General features: G+C 41.2%; 19 protein-coding genes. 12 read left to right on the forward strand and 7 right to left on the reverse strand.

Annotated features, from left to right (window positions below):
• Positions 1-5 precede the first annotated feature (5 nt).
• Positions 6-944, forward strand: coding sequence for a YeiH family protein (locus L2737_RS18755; protein WP_248956746.1), 939 nt, complete (start codon positions 6-8; stop codon positions 942-944).
• Positions 945-1008: 64 nt separating this feature from the next.
• Here L2737_RS18755 and L2737_RS18760 read toward each other — a convergent pair whose 3' ends face one another.
• From L2737_RS18760 to L2737_RS18770, 3 genes are all read right to left on the reverse strand, one after another.
• The gene (locus L2737_RS18760) at positions 1009-1230 is read right to left on the reverse strand and encodes a hypothetical protein (protein WP_248956747.1); all 222 of its coding nucleotides are present in this window, start codon (positions 1228-1230) and stop codon (positions 1009-1011) included.
• Positions 1231-1410: 180 nt separating this feature from the next.
• Complete coding sequence (locus L2737_RS18765) at positions 1411-2073, reverse strand: paraquat-inducible protein A (protein ID WP_248956748.1); 663 nt, start codon at positions 2071-2073, stop codon at positions 1411-1413.
• 161 nt (positions 2074-2234) lie between these two features.
• Positions 2235-3413, reverse strand: a complete 1179-nt coding sequence (locus tag L2737_RS18770) for an HD-GYP domain-containing protein (RefSeq protein ID WP_248956749.1) — start codon at positions 3411-3413, stop codon at positions 2235-2237.
• 348 nt (positions 3414-3761) lie between these two features.
• On the opposite strand from L2737_RS18770, the gene L2737_RS18775 reads away from it, so the two are divergent.
• Positions 3762-5120: an isochorismate synthase gene (locus L2737_RS18775; RefSeq protein WP_428848410.1), complete on the forward strand. Its 1359-nt coding sequence runs from the start codon at positions 3762-3764 to the stop codon at positions 5118-5120.
• A 274-nt stretch (positions 5121-5394) separates the two neighbouring features.
• Complete coding sequence (locus tag L2737_RS18780; RefSeq protein WP_102527009.1) at positions 5395-6078, forward strand: 7-cyano-7-deazaguanine/7-aminomethyl-7-deazaguanine transporter; 684 nt, start codon at positions 5395-5397, stop codon at positions 6076-6078.
• An 11-nt stretch (positions 6079-6089) separates the two neighbouring features.
• Here the strand turns inward: L2737_RS18780 and L2737_RS18785 are convergent, their stop codons facing one another.
• On the reverse strand, positions 6090-6230 hold the full coding sequence (locus tag L2737_RS18785) for a hypothetical protein (RefSeq protein WP_229370550.1): 141 nt from the start codon (positions 6228-6230) through the stop codon (positions 6090-6092).
• Between the two features lie 64 nt (positions 6231-6294).
• Here L2737_RS18785 and L2737_RS18790 point away from each other — a divergent pair, with 64 nt between their 5' ends.
• A complete protein-coding gene (locus tag L2737_RS18790) occupies positions 6295-6750 on the forward strand; it encodes a GNAT family N-acetyltransferase (RefSeq protein WP_102527010.1) in 456 nt (151 codons plus the stop codon).
• Positions 6751-7569: 819 nt separating this feature from the next.
• Here the strand turns inward: L2737_RS18790 and L2737_RS18795 are convergent.
• On the reverse strand, positions 7570-9699 hold the full coding sequence (locus tag L2737_RS18795; RefSeq protein ID WP_248956750.1) for a sensor histidine kinase: 2130 nt from the start codon (positions 9697-9699) through the stop codon (positions 7570-7572).
• A 3-nt stretch (positions 9700-9702) separates the two neighbouring features.
• Positions 9703-11085, reverse strand: a complete 1383-nt coding sequence (locus L2737_RS18800) for a sigma-54-dependent transcriptional regulator (protein ID WP_102527012.1) — start codon at positions 11083-11085, stop codon at positions 9703-9705.
• 301 nt (positions 11086-11386) lie between these two features.
• Here L2737_RS18800 and L2737_RS18805 point away from each other — a divergent pair, with 301 nt between their 5' ends.
• The 8 genes from L2737_RS18805 to mutM all read left to right on the forward strand — a co-directional run bounded on the left by L2737_RS18805 (position 11387) and on the right by mutM (position 18565).
• Positions 11387-12208 (forward strand): ABC transporter substrate-binding protein, encoded by an 822-nt coding sequence (locus L2737_RS18805; RefSeq protein ID WP_102527013.1) that lies wholly within the window; start codon positions 11387-11389, stop codon positions 12206-12208.
• Positions 12208-12915 (forward strand): ABC transporter permease, encoded by a 708-nt coding sequence (locus L2737_RS18810; RefSeq protein WP_102527014.1) that lies wholly within the window; start codon positions 12208-12210, stop codon positions 12913-12915. The genes L2737_RS18805 and L2737_RS18810 overlap by 1 nt, the downstream gene beginning before the upstream one ends.
• On the forward strand, positions 12912-13622 hold the full coding sequence (locus L2737_RS18815) for an ABC transporter ATP-binding protein (RefSeq protein ID WP_248956773.1): 711 nt from the start codon (positions 12912-12914) through the stop codon (positions 13620-13622). The genes L2737_RS18810 and L2737_RS18815 overlap by 4 nt, the downstream gene beginning before the upstream one ends.
• Positions 13606-14190, forward strand: coding sequence for a molybdenum cofactor guanylyltransferase MobA (gene mobA, locus L2737_RS18820; protein ID WP_102527016.1), 585 nt, complete (start codon positions 13606-13608; stop codon positions 14188-14190). The genes L2737_RS18815 and mobA overlap by 17 nt, the downstream gene beginning before the upstream one ends.
• Positions 14191-14229: 39 nt before the next feature.
• Positions 14230-16044 (forward strand): bifunctional molybdopterin-guanine dinucleotide biosynthesis adaptor protein MobB/molybdopterin molybdotransferase MoeA, encoded by a 1815-nt coding sequence (locus tag L2737_RS18825; RefSeq protein WP_248956751.1) that lies wholly within the window; start codon positions 14230-14232, stop codon positions 16042-16044.
• 23 nt (positions 16045-16067) lie between these two features.
• Positions 16068-17054 carry a GTP 3',8-cyclase MoaA gene (gene moaA / locus L2737_RS18830; protein WP_102527018.1) on the forward strand — a complete coding sequence of 329 codons (987 nt, stop codon included), beginning with the start codon at positions 16068-16070 and terminating at the stop codon, positions 17052-17054.
• Positions 17055-17217: 163 nt separating this feature from the next.
• The gene (locus L2737_RS18835) at positions 17218-17673 is read left to right on the forward strand and encodes a hypothetical protein (protein WP_248956752.1); all 456 of its coding nucleotides are present in this window, start codon (positions 17218-17220) and stop codon (positions 17671-17673) included.
• A 76-nt stretch (positions 17674-17749) separates the two neighbouring features.
• The gene (gene mutM / locus L2737_RS18840; RefSeq protein WP_248956753.1) at positions 17750-18565 is read left to right on the forward strand and encodes a bifunctional DNA-formamidopyrimidine glycosylase/DNA-(apurinic or apyrimidinic site) lyase; all 816 of its coding nucleotides are present in this window, start codon (positions 17750-17752) and stop codon (positions 18563-18565) included.
• Between the two features lie 58 nt (positions 18566-18623).
• Here the strand turns inward: mutM and coaD are convergent, their stop codons facing one another.
• On the reverse strand, positions 18624-19118 hold the full coding sequence (gene coaD / locus L2737_RS18845) for a pantetheine-phosphate adenylyltransferase (protein ID WP_102527021.1): 495 nt from the start codon (positions 19116-19118) through the stop codon (positions 18624-18626).
• Positions 19119-19438 lie beyond the last annotated feature (320 nt).

Genomic DNA, 19438 nt, shown 5'->3' on the forward strand with positions numbered 1-19438 from the left:
TGTTCATGACTAGTGGTTTTTCTGTACAATTCAAATTATGGCTATTTATTGCTGTAGGTTTGATATGTTTAACGCCAATTATCTCCTCTCCAATAGCCTTGCTAATGGGCTTTACTCTTGCCAGCTTAGGTATGGTGCCAGTAAGTATCGATTTAAATAAAATCACCAAAAAGCTATTGGCTTATTCTATTGTCGGCTTAGGTTTTGGTATTAATTTACCTGAAGCAATTTCTGCAAGTAGCAATAACTTAGGCTTAATCGTTGGCTCTATTTTTTTCACCCTTATATTGGGTTTCGGGTTAACCCGATTAATGAAGTTGGAAGATAAAACTGGCCACTTGATTAGCTGTGGCACCGCGATTTGTGGTGGCAGCGCGATTGCCGCTGTCGCGCCTGCGATTAATGCTAAGAATGATCAAATTGCTGTATCGCTCGCCTGTATTTTTTTACTCAATTCAGCCGCATTGTTCCTCTTTCCAACCATTGGTCATGCATTATCATTGAGCCAGTATGACTTTGGGGTTTGGAGCGCGATTGCGATTCACGATACTTCTTCAGTTGTTGGCGCTGCGTCAGCTTATGGCGATGAAGCTTTAAAAACGGCAACCACGATTAAGCTAGCTCGCGCTTTGTGGATAATTCCAATCGCTTTACTCAGCGCCATCGCGTTTGGTGGTGATAAGTCAAAAATATCTATTCCGTACTTTATTGGTTTTTATTGTTTAGCTATTTTAACGGCTTATTTTATTCCCCAAGGCCAACCTGTCTATGACGTGCTTTTTAGCGTGTCGAAGCAATTATTGATTGTGTGTTTATTCTTGATTGGTGCGGGTATCACAGTCAGTAAAATGCGCGCCAATGGACCTAAGCCTCTGTTGTTAGGCGTACTACTCTGGCTAGCAATTGGCAGTTCATCACTGGGTTATATTTTATGGATAAGATAGTGAAGGATAGGAAAAACAGTAAAGCAGCACGAAATCTAGCAATGTGAATATTGCTGGGAGGTCGCTACTCAGCGTCCTGTGATGCTTGTGTCTGAATATAGGGCTTAGCTAACGCGAGCCCAATAAGCCCGCCAAAAGCTAATAGCTCTATCACCGCACGGGTTAGTCCTGTGGTTTGCACAGAAGCAACAATAGCAATAATGCACAAGCTGATAATCGCGATAGCTTTGTACATTTTTATTTTAGATTGGGGTTTTAACCCTGCTTTAAACAATGAAATCATCATTGCCTCGATTTAGGATACTCAAGGCAATTATCGGAAGAGTCTATTTAAGCCGCCAATACTGATTATTTCTAAGTTATGCTGAATTACACTGTAGTTACTTAAAGACAGGCTTATTGGATAATTTAAATAGTAACTTTTTCAATAAGTAATACAAAAATAATAGCTAAGCCGTCTCAGAATTTACGCCGTGTGGCTGTTAGCTAATTTATGAGACACATCTTCTGCTGGGTTGATAAATATACTCGTAACCATCCAATGACTGGCGATTGAAAAGACGCAATAAGCGCTGAAAAAATAAAAGCCAGGTTCAAATTGAGCAGTGGTCTTTAATAATTCCCCCATTCCCGCTGAAGCATTACCCGCCATATAAACAACAATCAAAGCAACAACAAATACATCTGCCATTGACCACTTGCCGATTGCACTAATCACCTTAATCACACTTTGCTGCTGACGAGAAAACCATGGTAAACAAATAACCAGCATGAGGAGTAGCTTTAATGCAGGAAACACCATGCTAAATATGCCAACTAAAGCTGCGACAAGCACATTATTTGACTGATAAAGCTCATTGACAGTATCGACAATGCTGCGGGTTTTATAAAACACCTCGACTTCGCCTTCAATGGAATCAAACCCAAACATATTAATGGCCATCTCCATCATGCTGCGAGCACTACTTCGCGAACTTTCAGATAAACTGTCGGTAAATATATTGACCCCAGTTTCAACCAACTCAGCTTTTTCGATGCTGCCTTGAATGGTCAAAATAGGTTGTGTCACCCCAGGAATAAGCAACGCTAAAGAAAGTAGAATGACACTAATGCTAACCAAAGATTTCATTTTATCTCCGAAAATGGATTGAGAGTAAGTCAAAGGGAATATACAACAAGAAAGCTAAAAAGGGTGACGCTGGTGAATGGGAGCAATCAAAAAAACACGGGTAAGTAATTAACTTCAAACGCTCTCATGAGTGTTCATTGAGCGTTGATATTTATTGTGAATTAGTAAAATGGACTAGGGTCGACTTCAAGCGAACGAGGAGATATACCCCGCTCAATATTTAAATCTGATTTACGTAAATCAACAAAGGTGACATCGGTATAACGTCGATGCTTTTGCGAATAAAAACACTTCACCACAGGGTTTAAGGCATCACGTCCCTTTGATTCCCACACAATGCCGACTCTTTCATCAGATAATTGCACTAGTGAACCCACTGGGTAAATCCCGACGCAGCGGATGAACTCATAAACGAGTGTTTGATCGAGATGAAATGGGGTTAACTTCATTAAAATTTTAAACGCAGCCGCAGGGCTCATTGCTTCTTTATAGCAACGAGTGGCTGTCAAGGCATCAAAAATATCAACAATACAGCTCATACGGCCATGTTGTGGTATTTCATCACCTTTAAGGCCATTGGGATAACCGTTACCATCTAGCTTTTCATGATGCATTAAGCAAACATCTTTACTCACTTGCGATAAACCAGTGGTTTCTTGCATGATATCTCTTGCGTACACCTGATGCATTTTGATTTCTTCAAACTCTTCATCAGTCAGTTTGCCTGGTTTGTGGAGGATCTTGTTATCCACTTGAATTTTACCAATATCATGCAAAATTCCTCCCACAGCCATTTCTTTCAATAATGCTTTATCGAGATTTAGATGCTTACCAAATGTCACCAACAAAAATGCCACATTGACAGAATGCTCAAGTAAATAGGCATCTTTTGTTCTTAACGCTGAAACACACTTTAATGCATCGGCATCATCCATCACTGATTCAATCATTTTGTCTGCAATGTCTTCAAAAGGCGCGACTTCAACCGCTTTACCTTCATAAGTTTCAGACAGCACTTTCCGCACGAGGTTTTTCGCCTCAGAGAGAATTTTCTTCGCTTGAGTTTGCTTGGTTTCGCGGGTAGCTACTGGTTTTCGTGCTAATTTAGCTGAATTGTTTTTCTTTAAGCCACAACTATCAGATGAACGCTCAACATCCACCCAAACAGTTTTGATACCTGCTTTATCCAGTTTCGCAATTGAGTCACGATGCTTAATTTGTCCTGCATTGCTAATGGCCACTTTGCTTTCTTTACGGTCAATCGCTACCACAAACATCCCTAAACCTAAGCGGCTTACTGGAATGCGAATGATATCTTTTGACTCATCAATCTGACTCATTAACGGGTAAATCTCCGAATACGGTAAAGAAGTAGTAGTGAATAATGCTAATACTTATGACTTAAAATGTTAAATATGTAAATTTAGTATCGTTATTTTATCCTGTCTCGGCTAAATACTCCAAATAAAATGTACTAATCTTTAACAGTGTTCAAATTCAGGCAGTTAGCGGGATTGATTATCATTATCGCCCATTTTTATAGATTATATTAGCAATTAAGATCACAGCAATTGCGGCTTAAGATTGACAGTTTTTGAACCCTTCATTAACTTAAGGCATAATTTACATAAACCCATATTACTCTTCCTCATTTCATCAATTTGAGTTATCAACTATTGGAGTCTTTGTTGCCTAGCCACATTTTTTCTGAGCAATTTAGCCAGTTAATCGACAAGCTAAACGCTATGAAGTTGGCTCACGCCAAAGAACACATAGTGCAGATTTCTGTGGAAGCAAAGTCAATTCCATTACTGTCTTGGTTAGGTGCTCAAACACAGTATCCACGAATTTATTGGCATGGGCGTGATAAACAGGAAGAAGTTGCCGCTATTGGCGCCTGTAAAGACTTCAAACAAGAACAAGAAATTGATGATGAATTACTGTCATCGATTTACCAATCACAACGCGGTAAAAGCAGTAATCAAGATATTCGCTATTATGGCGGCGTCGCGTTTGATCGCACAGTAGAATGCTGGCCTGATTTTGGGCGCACACGCTTTGTGTTGCCACGTATCGAACTTCGACGTCATGGCAATATTGTCAAACTCTTGGTCAATCTTAATTTTGAAGATACAGAGCAACAAACTGAATGCGAAGCAGCGATTGAAGCCATTAAACAGTTAAAACCTGCAAAGCCATTATCTCCTCCTAACAAGTTACCGTTAATGGGCCGTAGTGACTTACCTAATTATCAGCGTTGGAAAGAGCTGGTTGAACAGGTCACTCAACCAAAATTCAATCAAACCACGCCTAAAGTAGTGCTGTCTCGTCAAACTCAACTTGAAATTAATGATGTTGTCGACCCTTGGATGGTGCTGGCATGTTGGCAAGGCAGAAACCCAAATAGTTTTCAATTTGGCTTTCAGTTCAGCCCAGACAGAACCTTTATATCATGCTCGCCTGAGCGCTTATATTTGCGTAGACAAAAAGAATTGTTTACTGAAGCATTAGCTGGGACGACTGTGCGTGGGCTCAATCAGGAAGAAGATGAATTTTTAGCTAAACAGCTTTTAGAAGACTCAAAAAACAGCCATGAAAACCAATTGGTTAGACAAGAGATTGTTGATGTACTCACCCCTCTGAGCAATTATGTTGGTGCTGATGAATCAGCTAAAATCTTTAAACTCACCCATATTCAGCATTTACATCGCTCAATTCGCGCAGAGTTAAAAGCAGGAGTAAATGACTTTCAATTACTTCAAGGCTTACACCCAACACCTGCGGTTGGCGGATTACCAAAAGAATCGGCACTCAGTTTTATCCGCCAACGTGAAGGATATAATCGCGGTTGGTATGCCGGCGCTTGTGGTTACTTAAATAAATATGAAAGCGAATTTTCGGTCGCTATTCGCAGCGCCTTAATCGAACCGGGACGAATTAACCTGTTTGCAGGTGCTGGTATTGTTGCTGGTTCTGATCCACTTGCGGAATGGCAAGAGCTTGAAAATAAACTAACCACTATTTTATCCATATTGGTCGAGCTATAACGCTCTGCTAACTTTAGCTACTTAAATTTTAGCTACTTACACTCTAGCTACTTAACTAGTGCTTAGGTTTAGCTGACTCAACACCAAAAAACACAATTGATAGTTGCATCTTAATTTTTGCTCTCTATAATGCGTCCTCCTTGGCGTAGCTGACGATTTTTAATCCAATTTGGATAAAGAGCAAAACGTTCGCGATAATCAATCAAATAACACTGCCAACCTCATTCAAATACGGGTTCCCTCACCCCGTCTAACCCAATAAAAAGGCTACAACATGTTAAAACTAACGCAGGCGCAATGTCGTCGAGCACTGATGTTTCTTGTCAGTTTTCATATCATTATTATTTGTGCCAGTAACTACTTGGTACAACTCCCTTTTCAGATATTTGGCTACCACACCACTTGGGGTGCTTTCAGCTTTCCGTTTGTATATTTAGCCACCGACTTAACGGTCAGAATATTTGGTCAAAAAGCGGCTCGAAGTATTATTTTTAAAGCTATGCTGCCAGCGCTTGTGATTTCCTATGTTATGGGGGTTATTTTCCATAATGGCGCTTTTCAAGGTACAGATTCATTAGCTCAATGGAACCAGTTTGTATTTCGTATCGCCTTCGCCAGCTTTGTCGCTTACTTAGTCGGTCAGTTAATGGATATCACTGTATTTGCCAAAATGCGTAAAGCAAAAGCATGGTGGATTGCCCCTGCGGCATCAACCTTATTTGGCAACCTCGTTGATACTATTGTCTTCTTCAGTGTGGCTTTCTATGCCTCTACAGATACCTTTATGGCTCAACACTGGCCTGAAATTGCCATGGTGGATTATGCATTTAAACTTATTGTCAGTTTAGGCTTGTTCCTGCCTGCTTACGGTGTATTGCTCAAAGTGCTCAGCGAAAAGCTGATTACTACCAGCGCAAACACGGAAGAGAATAACGGCGATAAACCAGCTATAACCTAGCTATATCGACACTATTTATCGCCTTCGTCTTGCTTAAGCTCAAAATGATTGGCGATAATTTGATCGATACTGCACTTTTTAATCACTACCACGACCCAACTGGTACGATGAGATATAATGCTTAGGTGTTTTTTACCGTTTAAATTATCCATGCTAGATAGTTCAGAAAAGTTCTACTGTAAGCATGATAAGTTTATCGGCCTTGCGGAAGATTAAATGTTAAATATCCAAATCGAAGCTCATACAGAGCTGACAGCTGAGCTAGCTGAAAAAATTGCCTTATTAACGGCTCAAATTAGTGAATTAGATCGTGCTCAAACGATTGAATCTATTGAGCAAAGACTGAGTAACAAGACCAGCTTAATTTTACTGACTTATGTTGAAGGTGAGCTGGCTGGTTTTAAATTGGGGTACCAAATTGAAGCGCATTGCTTCTACAGTTGGTTAGGTGGTGTAGTGGCTGATTTCAGAAATATTGGTCTAGCAAAATCTATGCTTGAATACCAAGAGAAATGGGCTGCAGCACAGGGGTTTAGTCGTCTAGAAGTGAAAACCCGTAATCAATATAAAGCGATGCTGAATATGTTAGTGGCGAATCAATATCAGATCACACAGGTTGAAAGCCACAGCAATATTGCTAAAAATAAATTACATTTACAAAAGTCGCTTTAAATCATTAACTTAAAGACTTTTATGAAATGAAAAATGAAGAGTATTTTCAATTACGGTGCTTTTTTATAACAAAATTGAAAAATATTGAGCAATTGACTTGCAAACGCAAATGATAATGATTACTATTTGATTGCGTTCCAAAACTCAGTAATGTTAATAGCTTCATCTCCTATTAAATACGCTGAATTAGCACATCATTGCTCATACACTCTTTAAACGCCAGGCTCATCACCTGGCTTTTTTTCGCCTAAAATTTAGTGGTTTAAAAACCTCTACTCGTGCCTTTTAGTCAGCTTTTAATTTCCGATTATATCTTTTCTTATTATCGTTCAGTGAATAGCGCAGATTAAGCTCTTTCGTTAAACGCCCTCTCGTTATCTATTTCCCTTATCGGCTTTCCATTAATTAGCATGCAAACACCCACATTTGACCCCCTTGGAAACGACATAGATACAATTGAGGTAACAATTTGTTTTTGAATAGAAAAGCTAAAAATAAAACTGAAAATAAATACTGCAGGGACTAAAAAGGTTGTAAAGAGAATGTAAAGTAGGTAATTAATTTGAATAAATGATTGCAAACGATAATGAGAATGATTATTGTTTATGTGCGTTCCAAAGCTCAGTTAAGATAATAGCTTCATCTCCTATTACCCTACTGAGTATGCAAGCACGACATTGCTCACACACTCTTTGTGGCCGGGTTCATCACCCGGCTTTTTTTTGCCTATAATTCGTGTTACGTCTTAGCTGTACCACATTTGTCACATCACACTTGCCACATAGCATTTGTCGCATAAGATTAAATGACACCCATAAATTAGCCATTCGTGTCATCTACCGCACCAAAATGTAAGCCATCATAAGGATTATCCGCTTGCTCTTCTTTGGCTTTATTATAAATACCAATAGAGAAAACAGTGCCCTTTCCTAATGTCGATTTAACTTCAATGGTGCCGCCAATGCGCTTAATAATACCGTAGCTCAACGATAGACCTAAACCTGTTCCATCCTTGCGGGTGGTGTAAAATGGATCGAAGATTCGACTTAAGCGCTCTGGTGCAATCCCCACACCTTCATCTTCTACTTCTACTTTTACGCCCACCACGTTTCCATTTTCTATCCAGTCATCAGCTCTAATCCAAATCTTGCCTTTACTCTCAATAGCATGAGCAGCATTGACCACTAAGTTAATCAACACCTGAATAACCTGAGGGCGGTTAACTTGGACTTCTGCTGTTGTATTGACTTGCTGAATCAGTTCTACTTTTTGCTTTTCAATCGAATGTCGAACCAGGACTAACACTTCTTCAATCATTGACTGCACTTGATGCATCTCAAGTGGGGCATTAAATTCACCAGGACGGCTGTATTGCAACAAACTGCGAATAATCGTGCTTATCCTGCCAACCTGTTGGATCACTAACTCAATTTCTTCTTCAACCACATTTGCATTGGGGCCAAGTTCGTATTTCATCAACTCCATGTTACCCAAGATCACTGCCGTCGGATTATTAATCTCATGGGCAATACCAGCAGTTAACTCACCTAATGCTGTCAGCTTTTCATTGGTGACTAACTGTTGGCGAGTTTCATTGAGTAAGGCCACATTGCGTTGTAACTCTTCAGTTTTGTCTTGCAAGCTGCGAGTTCGTTCTTCTACTTTGACTTCAAGCTGCTCAGCAGCAGACTGTATCTGTAAGTTACGGCGCTGCAGTAAATCCAACATATGATCAAATTGTTCAGCAAGATTGGATAGCTCATTATCCCTATCTAATCCAAGCTCACCAATCCGCAAATCTCGGCCTGATTGCACCGCTTTTACCACATGGTGAATACGTTCGATTGGTTCAAGTAAGCTGTTTGCCCCTCGATACACCAGAAAGCCAGACACCAAGAGCACTAACATTAATATGGTGCCCAGTTCGATGATGTTTAAGATATAGGTGTGAATGAATGGCGCTTCAGAAAAGCCGGTGTAAATCATACCTATTCGTTTTCCACGCACATCTTCTAACGGTGAGTAACCTGAAATAAACCAATCATTTAATACGAAAGCACGATCAACCCATGGCGTGCCGTCAACCAACACCTTTTGACGAACTTCTTCGGATACTAATGTGCCTAACGCCCGTGATTGGAGATCTTTATTCGGAGAGAACATGTCCATAGGCACATTGGTGCTAATCCGTGCATTATCTAAAAAGATAGTCACGGTACCTATTGAGCGCTCAGGTAATGTACCTTTGTCGTAAACAAGATCCCGAATGTGGTCGACAATAACCGTATCTCGATTGAACAATGTTGCCCCATCCAAATACCAGCTTACTTGACCTGATTCATCAGCAATCGGCAGCAGTGTCCGGCTTAACATGCCCCGAGTTTCAGCAATCTTTGTAGGCTCTTCTGCACGCATAGTTGCAGACAATGGCACCCTTGCGAGTTTAGCTAAACTCGGATCTAACCTGTCTAATCGTTTAGCAGATAACACCATTAAACCTGATAAGGCTTTGTTTTCAACTCTAGGCAACATCTGACGTAAATCTGGATCGGCATTAGCTTCTTCGAGCCTGATTAATCGTAAGACATCTAACTGAAGAATATCTTTTTGCTGTTTGAGGTAACGATTGAGCGCGGCTAACTCACTTTGACTCCCTTTATCGACTTCTAGGAATGCATTTTGAAAATCCCAAGACTTACTAACATTAAGTAGTTGAATCTCTTGTTGCTTTTGAACCTGTTCTAAGGTGTTAGTTGCCACAGTTAAATCAGCTTTTACTTTCATAAACAGCTGCTTGCCTGTGTAGCTGATATTCCAGTAAATAGTGATGAAAACTAAACTGATCAAGGTTAGTAAAATCGGTAACAGAGTTAATATCAGGATGCGATAACGCACCTTGGCCTGCATTTGCTGCCAACTGACTCCAAAAAACTGACTAAAAACAGACACGATTTAGTCTTCCTTATCCGATTCGACTTCAAACCATTCTTTATATTTACGATCCAGTGTTTTACGCGAAACACCTAAATCTCTTGCTGCTGCAGACTTATTACCGCTATGAGCATCAACAACGCTCATGACATGTTGCTTTTCAACTTCCTTTAGCGGCCAACTGAGTGGATAGCCTGCTTGCGTTACCACTTCTGCTTGTTCATTTTTCTTCCAGTATTCTGCCGGTGGCTTACCCAATAAAATGCAGCGTTCAATCATATTACGTAGTTCACGGATATTACCTGGCCACTCATGTTGCTGCAGTACCTGCAAATCTTCATGACTCCATACGACTTCTTTAACTCCAAGCTCACGAGCAAGCTGCCAGGTAAAGTGATGGGTTAACTCAATCACATCTTCAGGGCGAGTCCGCAGCGGTGGAATTAAAATATTTAAGACATTCAAACGATAGTACAAGTCACTCCGGAAATTCCCTTCGGCAACTTCCTCAGATAAAGTACGGTTGGTTGCAGCTAATACCCTGACATCAATAGCGACTTCTTTCTCACTACCTACTGGTCTAATCGCTTTTTGCTCAAGTACTCGCAATAACGCAGTTTGCATTTTCATTGGCATCTCGCCAATTTCATCTAAAAAGATGGTGCCACCTGTGGCGAAATGAAATAACCCTTCTCGATTACCTTTTGCACCCGTAAATGCCCCCGCAGTATGCCCAAACAGTTCACTGCCTAATAGCTCTGGCGCAATAGCGCCGCAGTTAACTGGCACAAAAGGACCTGTACGACCACTCAGTTGATGTAATTGTCTTGCAACTAATTCTTTACCCGTACCTGATTCGCCTTCAATCAAAACGACTGCATTGGTTGGCGCTACGCGCTCAATAACCTGTTTAACTTCAACCATTGCATCACTGTTACCAATCATGGTGGTTGAATGGCCACTGGATAGCTCTCGGCGCAACATAAAGTTTTCACGCTTAAGTAAGCGTCTTTCAATACAGCGGTCCACCGATGTCATCATTTGCTCTAAATGAAATGGTTTCATGATGAAATCAGATGCGCCAGCTCGTAAGGCTTTGATCGCCACATCCATATCGGCATAGCCAGTCATAAAGATGATATCTGAGCGGCGTTCTTTTTCGTTTAAGGCTTCATGCCATTCTATGCCCGAACGATCAGGTAGACGGATATCGACAATCAGTAAGTCAAAATGGCCGCGGCTACGAAGCTTTTCAGCTTCTTCAATCGTTGAAGCCGTTTCGACTAACGCAAATTTCTTTGATAATGCCTTTCTAAGGAAGCTACGCATCCCTGGTTCATCATCAACAATCAAAACCGAAACTGCAGTCGGTAGTGGTTTTGAATTTGATTCATTATTGTTCATATGGCTTCTACTTTGGACATTTTGACTAGATTTAACATTATCGTACCATTAAAAATCTAGCTGTGGGTCAGTTTGCCCTACAGAATTAGACCCGTGGGACAATTTGTCTGTTAAACCTCAATTGAATGCGAGAGTTAGATCACACTTTTTAATTTTGTCGTGATCAACATTTTTCTGACTCACTCTGGCATAGTAATTGCCTTTGCATTTAACTGTTTTGGGCAACAACGCCCTCGTTTTCGAAATACATTAATTGGCACGGCTTGGTGTCAATGCAATTCAGTATTTTCAAGGAGCTAGAATGTTTAATTTTAAGTCAAGTTTAACCGCTTTAATCGGTATGGCATTACTGAGTAGCACAATGGTAAGTGATACCGTTGAAGCAAACGAAGTCATCAAATTAGCCACGACCACCAGCACGGATAATTCAGGACTTTTACGCGCTATTTTGCCGACTTTTGAAGCGGAATCTGGTTACAAAGTTCAAGTGATTGCAACGGGTACAGGTAAGGCATTAAAACTTGCACGTCAAGGAGACGTAGACGTAGTCATGACTCACGCTCCAGCAGCTGAGGCAAAATTTGTTAATGAAGGTTACGGTACGACGCCTCGTGGCATCATGGAAAATGACTTTGTGGTTTTAGGCCCGAAGAACGATCCAGCGAAAATGGCAGGCAGTACAGACGTTGTTGAAGCCTTCAAAAAAGTTGCTAAAACTGAGAATACTTTCATTTCTCGTGGTGATAATTCTGGCACCAACATGAAAGAGCTCGCAATTTGGAATGAAGCTTCTGTAACACCTGACTTTTCAGGCTATACTTCTATTGGTCAAGGTATGGGTAAGACTCTACTGATGGCAAATGAAAAACAAGCATACACCCTTACCGATCGTGGTACGTTTGTTGCTTATAAATCTAAATTAGATTTAACGATTACTTTCGAAGGTGGCGACGCATTAGCCAATCCTTATCAGATCATGTTAATTAATGCAGACAAATATCCTGATTTAAATCATCAAGGAGCGAAAGCATTGAGCGATTGGTTTATTAGCCCTAAAGCTCAGCAGATGATTAATGACTTTAAAGTTCAGGGAGAACAATTGTTTAAGGCAACATATAAGTAATGAATGAAGGCTGGTTAGCCCTAATGCAGCAAGCTTTTAGCTTGCTGCTTTCTTTAGATCCAGACGTATGGTCTATCATAAGTGTTTCTTTTTCGGTTTCTTTTGCGGCATTAATCATCACATTAATACCGTCGATTGTGCTTGGCTTTTTCCTAGCCTCTTATCAATTCCCAGGACGCTGGTTTGTCACTAATATCGTCCAAACACTTCAATCTATTCCAACTGTTGTTATCGGTTTGCTGGCTTACCTGCTGCTTACCCGAAATGGACCTTTAGGGGATTTACGCTGGCTATTCACGCAAGAAGGTATGATCCTCGGGCAAATGATGATTTGCGCGCCAGTCTTAATCGCTTTATCCCAAGCCGCGTTTAGCAGTATTGATAAACGTGCTTATGAAACATCTCGTACGTTAGGCGCTTCATGGCAACGCGCTATTTGGACTGTTTGTCGTGAATTACGCGTGCCATTATTATTGGCAGTGATTGCAGCCTTTAGCCGTATTCTTACCGAAGTGGGCTGTTCGATGATGGTCGGCGGTAACATTCTGCATCACACTCGAAATATTCCTACGGCCATTGCCCTTGAAACCAGTAAAGGTGATTTTGCTCAAGCGATTGCTTTAGGCCTGGTGCTATTAATTTTAGCCATTGTGATTAACTTCGCTATCGGTTCTTTGCGTGGTAAAGCCATGCCTAGGAGTCAATAATGACGGCTAAGCTCACTGCAAAAAATGTCAGTATCAACTTTAAAGAGCGTAAGTTGTTTGAGTTCGATAATTTATCATTCTGCGAAGGGGATGTTATCTATCTTCAAGGTGATAACGGCTCAGGTAAGTCGACGTTAATGAAACTGATTGCAGGTATTATTAAGCCCAATTCAGGTGACGTTATCGCTACCGGTTTTGCGCCTAAAAAGTGGTGGCAATCTAATTCATTACTTGGCAAAGCTGTTTATTTACATCAACATGCATACCTGTTTGACGGCTCGGTTGAATACAACTTGCGTTACGCCTTACCAAAAACTCGTTTTAGCCCTCAAGAGTTACAAGCAAGAGTCGCTCAAGCGATTGAAAGTGCGCAACTTGGCTCATTACTAAAAAGTGATGCCACGGACTTATCTGGTGGTGAGAGACAGCGCCTCGCCATTGCAAGAGCATGGATAACTCAACCTAAATTACTCATGCTTGATGAACCGATTTCTAACATGGATAAGCAGTCACAAAAACTAGTTTTAGCCATGATTAATATTTTAAAACAAGAAGGTACTGGGCTGCTGATCAGTAGCCATCAAACCTGTGGTTTAACAGCTTTATGCCAAAAGCATTGGCATATCTCAGAGCAAAAAGTTGTTGAAAGTAGCCATATACCTAGCTTTGAACAATCTCAGGAGTTTCACTATGTCAGTGCAAATTGATGCGGTGATTTTAGCTGGCGGTATGGCCCGAAGAATGGGCGGTATCGACAAAGGTTTGGTTGAACTTAGCGGCAAACCAATGATTAGCCACACCATTGAGCGTGTTAAACCACAAGTTGATCGTATTATGATTAACGCTAACCGCAATCAAGAGCAATATGCCGCTCTGGGTTTTGATGTGCTCAGCGATAAAGAAACAGGCTATTTAGGTCCTTTAGCTGGTATGGTCACTGCGATGGACAATACTCAAGCAGAGTTATTGTTGGTTGTGCCTTGTGATAGTCCAATGTTACCAAAGGATTTATGTGAACGTATGTATGCATCGCTTGTAGAAGCCGATGCCGATATCGCGGTTGCCAGCGACGGTGAATATCAACAACCTGTGGTCATGTTGCTTAAGCCGCATTTGAAAACATCAATGCAGGCATTTCTAGATGCTGGCGACCGTAAAATTTTCCTTTGGTATGAACAACACAAATATGTGGTCACAAGCTTTGCTGACCAACCCAATGCATTTGTTAATGTGAATACACTTGAACAAAAACTTGTCATCGAAAATGGCAAATAATCTGTGGCAACACAGTGATAAGCCAACAATGAGGTCTTTATGAGTATACCGTTTACCAATCCGCTAAGTATTCCAGTTCTCGGATTTTGTGCCTATAGTGGCACCGGTAAAACCACCTTATTAAAACAGTTAATTCCAGAGCTTAACCGCCGTGGCGTTCGTTTAGCTGTGATTAAACATGCTCACCACAACTTCGATGTTGATATCCCAGGTAAAGACAGCTACGAAATGCGCAAAGCTGGCGCTAAGCAGATGCTAGTCGCTTCACATATACGATGGGCACTCATGACAGAAGATGCCGTAGAAGGCGATCCTGAACTGCCGCATTTACTCGCGCAAATCGAAGCCGATAAAGTGGATATCGTCTTGGTTGAAGGGTTTAAAAAGCTTGAGTTGCCGAAGATTGAATTACACCGAGCTGCACATGGGAAACCACTCATCCACACTCACGATGACAACATTGTTGCCATTGCCTGTTGTGATGAAACTGACACCCCTGCGGAACTAACGCGTTTAGACTTAAATAATGTCGGTCAAATTGCAGACTTTGTTATTGAATACCAAACCAATTGGCAAGCTCCAGAGCTTGAGTTACCTATTCCGACGACAGCAACTGCTGTCACTGATGAGCAAAAGTTCTTATCTGTTGCTCAAGGTTTAGAGCAGTTGATGACAATGGTTAAACCGCTGGCAGACAGCGAACAAGTCACCATTGATGATGCCGCGAACCGTGTTTTAGCAACAGATGCTATTTCACCTGTGAATGTGCCGCAGCAAACTAACTCAGCAATGGACGGCTATGCTTTTGCTTATAGCCAAGATAACAGTCCTAGCAATCCTGTTTCGCCACTTAAATTAATGGGCGAAGTCCTCGCTGGGCATGAATATCCTGACACATTAGCTGCTGGCGAAGCAGTACGTATCATGACTGGCGCAACAGTGCCTAATGGTGCTGATACTGTTGAAGCACGTGAATTAGTGATCGAACAAGATGGTCATGTGCAATTACAAGGCAAAGTTGAAGCCGGTCAACATGTTCGCTTAGCGGGCGAAGATATTGCTAAAGACGCATTAGCCTTAGCAAAAGGTCATCGTTTGCAAGCTGCCGAACAAGGTTTATTAGCGTCACTGGGTTTAGCTAAAGCTGATGTCGTGAAGCAACCTGTTATCGCAGTATTCTCAACTGGCGATGAAGTCAGCCAACCAGGTGAGCCACTCAAAGCTAACTGCATTTACGACTCAAACCGTTACACCATAAAATCTATGGCGCAAAAACTGGGCTGTAAAGTTATCGATTTAGGCATCATTGAAGATAGTGAAGATGCGTTAACGAGTGCTCTGCAACAGGCCAGTTTTGATGCTGATATTGTGATCAGTTCTGGCGGTGTTTCTGTTGGTAATGCTGATTACATCAAAACCGTATTAGCTAAAATTGGCGCGATTAACTTTTGGCGTATCAACATGCGTCCAGGGCGACCTCTTGCATTTGGGACGGTGAACGACAGCTTATTCTTTGGCTTACCTGGTAACCCAGTTGCGGTAATGGTGTCATTTTTACAGTTCGTGCAACCAGCTATTCGCAAATTAGCGGGCGAAACCGACTATACACCACAGTATTTGCCTGCAATTACCGATAGTATGTTGCGCAGTAGAACAGGACGAACAGAATTTGTTCGTGGCCAGTATCATTTAAGCAATGATGGACGATTACATGTAGCCACTACTGGGGCACAAGGTTCAGGGATGTTGAACTCGATGGTAAAAGCAAATTGTCTGATTGTTATCGGTGAAGCCGAAGACTCAGTCATGCCAGGCCAACAAGTCTACATTCAGCCGTTCGCTGAACTGTTATAACTAACCATAAGATGTGCTAATTCATGAGTTTAATCGTCGACAAGTTTAATCGAAAAGTAGAATACTTACGTTTATCGGTCACTGACCGTTGTGATTTTCGCTGTGTATATTGCATGAGTGAAGATCCAAGCTTTTTACCCAAAGACCACGTACTAAGTCTTGAAGAACTCGCATGGATTGCACAAGCTTTTACTGAGTTAGGCGTGAAGAAAATTCGCCTAACAGGTGGTGAGCCATTAGTCAGAACTGACTGTGACAAGTTAATTGATTTGCTGGGTAAATTACCTGGCTTAGATGACTTATCGATGACCACCAATGGCTCTCGATTAAGTAAGCTTGCTCAGCCTATGCATGATGCAGGTTTGAAGCGTCTGAACATCAGTTTAGACACTTTAAATCCTGAGTTATTCACTGAAATGACCCGCAACGGTAAAGTTGATCGCGTTATTGCAGGTATTGATGCCGCAAAAGCGGCTGGATTTAAACACATCAAAATCAACGCTGTTATTTTACGCGGTAAGAACGATCATGAAGTGATCGATTTAATTGATTTTTGTCGTGAACGAGAACTCGATATTGCCTTCATTGAGGAAATGCCATTAGGTGTTATTGATGAGCGTAAACGCAGTCGTCACTGCTCAAGTGAAGAAGTTAGAGGCATTATTGAAGATACTTATCCACTGATACCTTCAAGTAAACGCACTGGTGGCCCAGCTCGCTACTTTAAGATGGCAGACAGTGATATTCACATTGGCTTTATTTCTCCACACAGCAATAACTTCTGTCACGAATGTAATCGTGTCCGTGTCACCGTAGAAGGTCGTTTGCTGTTATGTTTAGGTAATGAAAACTCTGTCGACCTTAAGGCTATCGTACGTGAATTCCCTGGTGATATTGGCAAGCTGAAAGAGGCTATCATGGACGGTATTCAGCATAAGCCTAAAGAGCATTATTTTGGCACAGATGATGATGTGCAAATCCTACGCTTTATGAATTCCACAGGCGGCTAACCGTTCTAGTCATTCATATTAAAGGTGATGTTATCGATACATCACCTTTTTTATTGCTTTAACTTCCCACGCAACTTGTCTTTTAAACCTCTCCTATGGGATAACTTTTTGCTATCGTGTTTTTGATATACACTGTGGCTAACAATCACTTACGCATTCACTTATGGCTTTATCTCGAAAGAAGTGGAATAACATTCTCATCATTGCCTGTGTATTTATGGTCGCAGTGTTAACCTTTATCGACTCCAAAACCAATAAAATGCCCGATGATGCTCATGCGCTTTTTGATGACAGTAATCAATTGACCCAATTACAGTTAAATGGTGTTTGGCTCAATAAATCGAATGGTATTTGGCGTTGTACAGACAGTGTATTGAATTGCCAATCGCTAGCGACAGCCTGGGAAGCATTAATGGTTTCGCCAGTTCAAATGACGGCAGGTGAGATCCAATCATTGCCAGCCTACGTAACACTCTCCATCGCAATAAATCACCAACAGCAAGCTCAGCATTGGCAGTATTACCCTCAAGCAGGTTATTTACAGTCAACATCACAAAATTGGTACCAAATACCACCGAGCCTACGTAGCGAGCTAGAACCAGTGATTTCAAGCCAATAACTGATTTTCAATTCACGAGAAGCTCAACATCGTGAATCTCATAATACATAGCTAACAGACACTTAAACGGACTCATATGCCTGAATTACCAGAAGTTGAAGTAACCAAGCAGGGGATCTCACCGCACCTTGTCAATCAAACCGTGAGCGACCTCATTGTCAGAAATGCTTCCTTACGTTGGCCTGTGCCAGAGATATGTAAAAACATTATTGGCCAAACCATCAAACAAGTCCGCCGTCGCGCCAAATACTTGCTTATTGATACCGATGCTGGCGTCACCATCGTCCACTTAGGCATGTCTGGCAGCTTGCGGATATTACCCGCACACACTCCTGTAGAGAAACATGATCATATTGATCTGGTATTACAAAACGGACGAGTGCTGCGATATAACGACCCGAGGAGGTTCGGAGCTTGGTTATGGTATGAGCTACCAGAAGAGGCCCACCCATTACTGGCTAAACTTGGCCCAGAGCCCTTAAGTGACGCTTTTAACCCTCTGCAATTACAAGCAGCATTAGCGAATAAGAAAAAAGCCATCAAGCTTTGCTTAATGGATAATCACATTGTCGTCGGTGCAGGAAACATATATGCAAACGAAGCGTTATTTGCTGCAGGCATTCACCCACAAGCCGCAGCGGGGAGTATTGATATTGAAAGGCTAACGATACTAGTCACTGAGGTGAAACAAATCCTCGCCCACGCTATCAAACAAGGTGGCACCACACTAAAAGACTTCACCAATGCTGATGGTAAGCCTGGATATTTTGCCCAAAAACTTCATGTTTATGGACGAGGCGGAGAAAGTTGTACTGAATGTGGTAATTTACTCAGTGAAATTAAACTTGGCCAACGCACCACAGTTTTTTGTGGCATTTGCCAAACTTATTAATACTTATCTATAGATATGAAAAGGCCTCGCTCATGTTGAGGCCTTTACCGTGAGAAAACTAACCTTTTTTGATCAACGCTATTTTAGTCTCCAAAGATGTCACAACTTCAGAGTGAACAAATTGACTGACATCTCCACCATGAAGTGCAACTTCCTTTACCAAGGTCGAAGAAATAAATGAATTTTCTTCCGCTGGGGTTAAAAATACACTTTCTAAATCAGGGCTTAATCGACGGTTCATATTCGCTAATTGAAATTCATATTCAAAATCTGACACTGCTCTTAACCCGCGCACTAGGACACTGGCACTCTGCTCTTTAGCAAAATCGACCAATAAGCCTGTAAAGCCAACCACTTCAACATTGTCTAAATGCGCTGTCACTAATTTAACCTGTTCAACACGCTCTTCGAGGGTAAACATGGGTTTTTTAGAAGGGTTTGATGCAATACCAATAATCACGTGACGGAATAGTCTAGCAGCACGCTCAATCAAGTCTGCATGGCCATTAGTAACAGGATCAAAAGTGCCTGGATATATCGCTCGTCTATGCATATAAAAGTCATTAATAATGAGTAATTATCGACAGTTTATCAGCATCAAATACACGCATCAAAGTTTGATTTGGAATCTAGATGCTTATTTCTAATTTTAAACTTTTACTCTATTTATTTCTATTATCAAAATAATGAAATAAAACTTCAAAAATATAAGAATAAAACCTAAATAATATGCCAGTTATGCTCAATTAGCATAACTGGCCAAAGCCCTTTAGGAGTCTATAGAAAGTTATTTATTACAAACAATACGACCAAACGAAGTCATCATCACTGATGACTGCTCAACAGAGGAAACTCTGGCACTGATAACTTAAT

This window comes from Shewanella electrodiphila (assembly GCF_023283985.1).
In the GTDB taxonomy this organism is placed as follows: Bacteria; Pseudomonadota; Gammaproteobacteria; order Enterobacterales; family Shewanellaceae; genus Shewanella; species Shewanella electrodiphila.